The sequence below is a fragment of the Candidatus Binataceae bacterium genome (assembly GCA_035500095.1).
Lineage (GTDB): Bacteria > Desulfobacterota > Binatia > Binatales > Binataceae > JAKAVN01.
The window spans coordinates 24,386-30,385 of sequence record DATJXN010000038.1; the positions used below are offsets into that span (position 1 = coordinate 24,386).

Annotated in this window: 5 protein-coding genes; 2 read left to right on the forward strand and 3 right to left on the reverse strand. The window is 63.4% G+C overall.

Going from position 1 to position 6,000, the window contains the following annotated elements:
• Window positions 1-143: 143 nt before the first annotated feature.
• Together VMI09_04680 and VMI09_04685 are read left to right on the forward strand one after the other, a co-directional pair.
• Window positions 144-1,253 (forward strand): hypothetical protein, encoded by a 1,110-nt coding sequence (locus VMI09_04680; protein ID HTQ23968.1) that lies wholly within the window; start codon window positions 144-146, stop codon window positions 1,251-1,253.
• 180 nt (window positions 1,254-1,433) lie between these two features.
• Window positions 1,434-1,874 carry a CBS domain-containing protein gene (locus VMI09_04685; GenBank protein ID HTQ23969.1) on the forward strand — a complete coding sequence of 147 codons (441 nt, stop codon included), beginning with the start codon at window positions 1,434-1,436 and terminating at the stop codon, window positions 1,872-1,874.
• Between the two features lie 37 nt (window positions 1,875-1,911).
• On the opposite strand, the gene VMI09_04690 is transcribed toward VMI09_04685, so the two are convergent.
• The 3 genes from VMI09_04690 to VMI09_04700 form a co-directional block, all read right to left on the reverse strand.
• Window positions 1,912-3,342, reverse strand: coding sequence for an AAA family ATPase (locus tag VMI09_04690; protein ID HTQ23970.1), 1,431 nt, complete (start codon window positions 3,340-3,342; stop codon window positions 1,912-1,914).
• 361 nt (window positions 3,343-3,703) lie between these two features.
• Window positions 3,704-4,939, reverse strand: coding sequence for a hypothetical protein (locus VMI09_04695; protein HTQ23971.1), 1,236 nt, complete (start codon window positions 4,937-4,939; stop codon window positions 3,704-3,706).
• Between the two features lie 16 nt (window positions 4,940-4,955).
• A partial coding sequence (locus VMI09_04700; protein HTQ23972.1) for an MBOAT family O-acyltransferase occupies window positions 4,956-6,000 on the reverse strand: 1,045 nt, incomplete at its 5' end.

Genomic DNA, 6,000 nt, shown 5'->3' on the forward strand with positions numbered 1-6,000 from the left:
TTGCAAATACCAGCTTGTATGGACAATACTGCCGGCTGATTGGCGGCCAAGCGACGGGTTTGTTTCCGGACGCGTCCCCCGCGCCCGGAGCAAAGCTCACGATTTTGAAGCCGGGCGGTACGGCCCGAAGGATGGCTTTCCAGATGACGAGGAGAATCGCGCTCCATCTGCGATCGCACTGCTCGTTGATTTTTGCGTGCGCCCTTACGATGTGGGCCTCCAGCGCATCGGCCAAGTGGTACGTGGTCGTCGGCACGCTGCCCAACAACGTGGAAGTCGTCGACACAACCACCGACAAGCTGGTCAAGACCATCCCGCTCGAGGGCCAGGGCCCGGTGCTCGCGATCGCGACCAACCCGAACGCTCCGCGCTATGCCTATGCGACGACCAACCTCGATCAGGCGATCGCCGTCGTTGACCTCGAGCAGGGCAAGCAGGTTGCAACCTGCAAGCTTTCGAGCGACACCGAGATCGTGCGGGTCGAGGCGATCAATCTGAACCCCAAGGGCGATCGGCTCTACGTTTACGAACTCCCGCTCAAGCAGAGCCTCGGCCGCTACGAGCACGAAGCGCCGCGCTTTCGCGTTTTCGATACCGCGGCCAACAAGCCGATAAAGACGTTCCCCGCGCCGGAGCAGGCGCTGTCGTTTGCGTTTTCGCCCGACGGCACGCGGATTTACGCCTTCTGCATCGGCCAGGACATCATCGTGCTCGATTCCAACGACGGCCATCGGCTGGGCTCCATCCCGCTCGCCCATCGGAATATCACCGGCATTCGCGCGACCTACGGCTTGCCGGTGCTGGCCAACTACCAGGAGCAGAACTATCTGCTCACTTTCGCAATCATCGTCGAAGACTCGATAACCGACACCGACACGCTGTCGATCGGCATGATCGATCTCAAGCAGAAAAATCCCACGCTCCAGATCATCGAACTCGAGCCCTTCGTCGAGGACTGGTACACGGTCGAAGGAATCGGCACCGGGCCCGATTTGCACAAGGCGTTCTTCGTCTGGAACGATCTCTGGAAGATCGACTACAAAACGCGCAAACGAGAGGCGCAGGCTTCGCTGGCGAACAGCCAGGCGGTTCCGCTGATTCATCCCGAGGGCAAGAAGCTATACTGCGGCGGCCAGTGGCACTCGCTCAACGTGTACGACGCCGAAACGCTCAAGCATCTCGCCGACGTCGAATTGGGCCATTCGATGGCGGCGTCGGGGATGCGGTTCGTGAGGAGCGACAAGGATTTGTAGCCGCGCGCGCGCTCAACCACGCGTCAAATTAGCATTCAGATCGCTCCGGCGTTGCGGCGAATGCCCCGGCACGCCCGGTGGCGCTTTCTCCCGGCGGGCCCGCAAAAAGCATGGCTTGATCCACGCGCGACCGTGCGCGCAGACTTGATCGTCGGCCAAGTACGCCCAGGAGATCGCAAGATGGCAACCAAGGTTTCCGCGGTCCTGGAGATAAAGGGGCATAACGTCGTCACGGTCGCGCCGCGCGACACCGTAGCCACGCTGGTGAGGGTGCTCAGCGAGAATCGCATCGGCGCCGCCCCCGTGGTTAATGAAGACGGCCGCCTGGTCGGGATCGTCTCCGAGCGCGACGTCATCCGCGGCATTGCCCGGCATGCCGAAACGGTGACCGCGCTACCAGTCGAGCGCCTGATGACGACCGAAGTCAGGACCTGCTCGCCCGACGACGCGATCGTCGAACTGATGGAAGTGATGACGCTCAGGCGGATTCGTCACCTGCCGGTGGTTCGCAAGGGAGCGCTGGAGGGGATCGTCAGTATCGGCGACGTGGTGAAGCAACGACTGCAGGAGGCGCAGTCGGAACTCGACGACCTGCGGAGCTATATTTCTTCGGCCTCGTAGCCGTCGGCCGCGCGCGCGCTCACGCGCCGGCGAAACTTCAAATCGTTCTTGAGTGCCCGCCGATTCCCGGGGGCAGATTTATCACCTGTCCGATGGTCAGATGGTTGACGTCGCTCAGTTGCGGATTGGCTTTGATCAGTTCGCTGATTCCAGCGTTCGACCGGTAATAGCGGATGGCAATTTTCTCCAGCGTATCGCCATTCCTGACGATAATCTGATTCCCCTGGAGCAGCGGAGCCGCGGACGCTCCGGGCTGCTTCTGCACCGCTGCCTGGGCAGGCGCTGCCGGCGCGGGCGCTGCCGGCGCGGGCGGAACTGCGGCGGGCGCCGTCGCCGGAGCGGCGACGCTGCTCGTTGGGGCCGTGGGCGGCGCAGCCGCATTGAGTGGCACCCGCAATTCAGGACGAGCCGCGAGCGAAGCGGTTACCGGATTCGCGCCGGCGTCTCCAGGTCCCGGAGTTCCCGGTTGCGCGACCGCTTTGACCGGCTCCGCCGGCATCGCCGCTCCGGCCGTCCGCTTGACGGTTTCGCTGGCTGATGCGGTCTGGCTGACCGGCCCCGAGTGCGGCCGAAGGAAGCTCAAGAGCAATAGCGCCGCCAGCGCGCCGCCAGCGTATAGCGCGGGCATCTTCAAACGCTCCAGCCTCAGGCCCGGCTTGTCGATCTTCAGCGAGTCGTGATAGGCCGCAGCGACCTTGTTCGCGGTCTTGTAGGATACTTTTCTTTCTCCCGCCATGTACGCGGTATGCATCGCGGTATGGCAGAGCATGTTGACCTTGCGGGGGATGCCGTCGCTGCGCCGGAGCAGACGCTTTAGCGCGCCGCGCTCGAAGACCTGGGCGCAGCTGGCCCCCTGGGCGCTCAGCTTGCACTCGACGTATTTGATCGCCTGCGCGGGCGTGAGCGGGGTCAGGACGCCGCGCGAGGAGATCCGCTGATTGAGCTGGCGCAGTTCCGGCTTCTTCAGCCGCTCGGCGAGTTCCGGATGACCCACCAGGATGAGCTGCAGGGTGCGGTCGGCGCGATTCGAGAGCAAACGCAACTCCTCCAGCACGTCGTCGCTAAGAAGCTGGGATTCATCGACGATAATCGCGATCCGCTCTTCCTTGCCGCGGAGTTTGAGCAGCTTGTCCAGCGTTTCGAGATAATCGACCTTGCTCGAGCCGGTGGTGTAGAGATTCATCTGAGCCAGGACCACCCGCATCAATTCGATGAACGAGAGCTTGGGATCTTCGACCAACGCGACCCGGACGCGCTTGTAATCGCGCTGGAGCAGCGAATAGATGAGCGTCGTTTTACCGGTACCGGCTTCGCCCGTGAGCATGGTCAGGCCGGTAAGCTCGCCCGTCAGGCCCGACTCGAGCGTGGCGAGTCCCGCGATGTGGGTGGGACTCAGGTACACGGCGCTGTTGGGCGACGCAGGCTGGAACGGCGGAGCCGTCATCCGAAAATGATGATAATATTCCATGATTTACCAGCGCTTTCTCAGGCCCTCCGTCGGAATCGTCAGCGTGACAGTTACCCAAAACCCTCTAGCCGGACGGCATTTTCGCGAATCCGGGAAGCCAGAGACGCCTGCTGCTGCGCGCCTGCGTATCACGCCGCGGCGCGACACCCTGCACCGCTTCTCTGAGGCTCCCGGGCGCTAATATGCCTCTCGGTCAGCAATCAGACGTGCAACCTTCGCGCCATCGGCTATAGAGCAGCTTATGCGGCCAATCTTCTTCAGTGTGTACCTATGCTTCGACGCGTGAATAAGGCGCGCGGAGATGCCGTTGCGCATCCGCAACGCGCCGCGCGAAGCTATAGCGAAAGCTAATGTGAGACGTTCAGGGCCCGTCGGACGGCTGGCGCGACGTATCGCAGTGACAGCACGATGCGCCGGTGCGGTGCGTGAGCGCCGGCGCCCTGGCCATGAGCGCGGCCGGGGAGAAACCCCGCGCGGCGAGCGCCTGCGCGGCGGCGCGGACAAAATCATTTTCGGAGGCCGTCGCCGAGCGCATCCGCGCCTCTTGCGTCTTCTGCACGTCGCAAAGCGCTCGCCTATCGACCCACGTTCCGGCTTCGGTAACGATGCGGCTCCGCAAATCGCATCCCGAGGTATTAAGGCCGAGCAGGCGGCGCAGAAGCAGGTGACCCACCGCCGGCTTGAAGTGCATCACGTCTTTGAAAAGCCCGGGCGACAGCGCAAACGCGTGGTAACCGGAGAAATCCCAATACGGCCCGGCCGCCAACAGATCGCGCTTCCATTGCTGGAACGTCAGCCATTGTCCCGATTGCCGGATCATCTCGAGCACGTAGCCGCTTATCGGCGGGACGAACACGATGACCTCGACTCCGCGCCGGCGCGAGAGCGCGACGGCCGCGGCGAAGTCGCTGAGCTTGCGTTGCGAGAGGCTGTAGCCTGTGTAGTCCGGGACGTCGCCGATAAGCTGAAGCTGGATCTTTGCGCCGCCGATTGAATCGAGGCCGGCGCGGCCCAACTCGGCGAGCCTTTCGCACACCTCCGCCTGCGGCCACGGGACCGGCCGCGTCCATTCGGCGCGCAGCGCCTTGCGGCCGTGCCACGCGCGATCGAACTCGCGCCGCCCGGCGTCGAGCGCTTCGAGATTAAGCAGCGTCTCGCTGAACATGATCCAGGGATCGCCGCGCAGCCGCGCCATCGTCTCGCGGTCCGGCATCCAGCTTTCATCGAAGGAGAAAAAATCGACACCCCACACGATCCGTTTGAGCTTCGGGTTGCGCAGCGCCACGCGCACCACCTCCACCGCTTCCTCGGCGTCGACGCCCTGGAGCGCGCCATTGAGCACGCCGTCGCGGTATCCCTGCTCGATCGCCATGCCGACGCGCACGCGCGAACTGCCGACGAGCAAAGTCTCCGGCTGCATCGTGCGCACCAGGTAGGGCGTGATCATGCGCGGGTCGCTGTCGGCGCGAAAGATCGGATCGATTAACGCCGTTCGCCACGCGCCATACGGGTTTGTCAGGTAGTTGACGATGATCGCCGCCGCACAGAAGACGGCGAGCGCGAGCAGCATCAGCACGAGACGGCGAGCGGAGTTCATGCCTCGGCGACGCCGCCTAGAACTGGAAATAGATGAAGGGCGGCGGGTTGGACATCTGGAGCAGGCTTATTCCGGCAAGCACGGCGAAAGCCGCCGCGTAGAGGTAGTCGCTCCGCCATTGCCAACTCATGATCATCTGGCGGTTGGGGCAGCAGAGCACGAGCAGGAGTCCCGCCGCGCACTCGCGAAGCTCGGGCGGACCGACACTGCCGCCGGCCCATCCGAAGCCGTTCAGACCCGCCATGCCGGCGAAGATCGCCGCGACCCTATCGATCGAATGCGCCCTGAACAGCACCCAGGCGAGCGTCACGAAGAGGAAGGTGAGCATCCAGGCTAGCGCCGGCGGCATGCTCGACCTGCGGTCGCGCCACAGATGATTCGCGGAGAGCGCGACGCCATGAAACGCCCCCCACATCACGAAGGTCCAGTCCGCGCCGTGCCACAGCCCGCCGAGCAGCATCGTGACGAAGAGGTTCAGATGCTGCCGCAGCCGGCCGCGTCGGTTGCCGCCGAGCGGAATATAGAGATAGTCGCGCAGAAAGAACGACAGCGTGATATGCCAACGCCGCCAGAACTCGATCGGGCTCTGCGCCTTGTAGGGCGAGTCGAAGTTTTCCGGAAAACTCACGTTGAGCATCCGCGCAAGTCCGATCGCCATGTCCGAGTAACCCGAAAAATCGAAATATATCTCGAAGGCGAAGGCGAGCGTCGCTGCCCACGCGTCAACGAACCCGGGATGAACGGCGGTGTCGAAGACCGGGTCGAGCCATCCCTTGAAAGTGTCCGCGATCAGCACCTTCTTGAAGAGCCCGATCGCGAAGATCATGAACCCCGCCGAAAGGTTGCCGGCGTCGAGCCGGTAGCGGCTTGCGCGATTGAGCTGGGGGAAGATTTCGCCGTAGCGGACGATCGGGCCCGCGATCAGATGCGGAAAAAAAGTGATAAAGAGCGCGTAGCTCAGGAAGTCGCGGGTCTCGAGTTCGCCGCGCCACGCGCTGGTTAGATAGGTAAGCTGCTCGAAGGTGAAGAACGAGATCGCAAGCGGCAGCACGAGCGGCGGC